The 862-nt window shown below is 63.1% G+C and carries 1 protein-coding gene; it reads left to right on the top strand.

Annotation, left to right across the window (positions count from 1 at the left end):
* On the top strand, positions 1–862 hold an 862-nt coding region (locus tag RV1423_RS30480), incomplete at both ends, for a hypothetical protein (RefSeq protein WP_034304000.1).

The raw sequence follows: 862 nt of genomic DNA, 5'->3' as shown, positions 1-862 counted from the left end.
AACGATACAGGCATATCAGGACGCGAAGAAAGAGATGGAGAAGAAAGCCAGAGCGATTCGATATACCGGCACAGGCCGCGAGGTGGCGAAGAAGAAACAGGAGCGACACGATCATGCGGTGGCGGCGCGACAAGCGGGAATGCAAGGTTATGCAACGCTGACATACGCCTATCAGCAAGCCCGCCAGCAGGAGCAATACTTGCAAGATCAGACGCGCTATTATCTGATGATGCCGCCGTCGCGCCCGGCGATTGATCAGCAGGCGCCGCCGCAGTCGGCCCCGACGCCGGCAATCGGTGGTGCGCAATCATCGCCGACGCCGGCAATCGGTGGTGCGCAATCGAGCTCTCAGTCGCTACCGGCTGCGCCATCCACTCCGGCTATTGAACCGACGCCGATGGTCCAGTCCACGCCGACTGTGGTTGCCGACATGAACGCATTGGCAAACCAGACCTACACGGGCGGGGTCACCCCGAGGGCCGATCTGAGTCAGGCGCTGCGCCCCTTCATGGGGATGCAGCGATCACAGGCGGCTTCGTCGCCCTACTTGCCTTACCAGAACGTGCCGTCGACGATGTTCGCGTCCGCAAACGCCCCGGAAGGCGTGGAGGAACTCCGAGGCCGGGGCATTGGCCGAGTGCCGGGTTCCGATCAGACGGAAACGCTCTCCTTCACGGTACGCGGAAGCGGGAGTGAAGGCGCGCTGGGTGCGCGCGTGAGCATGCCCGTCAATCAGCCTTCAGGATCAGGGGTGTCGTATATCGCTCCTGACGCGCATGCCTCGTCGGATGCGCCGCCGTCCAGGGATCTGGCGGTGTTGAATCGGGTGCTGTCCAGTCCGCGCGGAGTGGGCCTGGAGTTC

The sequence above is a fragment of the Herbaspirillum sp. RV1423 genome (genome assembly GCF_000577615.1).
GTDB lineage: Bacteria > Pseudomonadota > Gammaproteobacteria > Burkholderiales > Burkholderiaceae_D > Herbaspirillum.
Note: the sequence above shows the minus strand (reverse complement) of the source record. Positions and strands in the feature narration are given on the sequence as shown.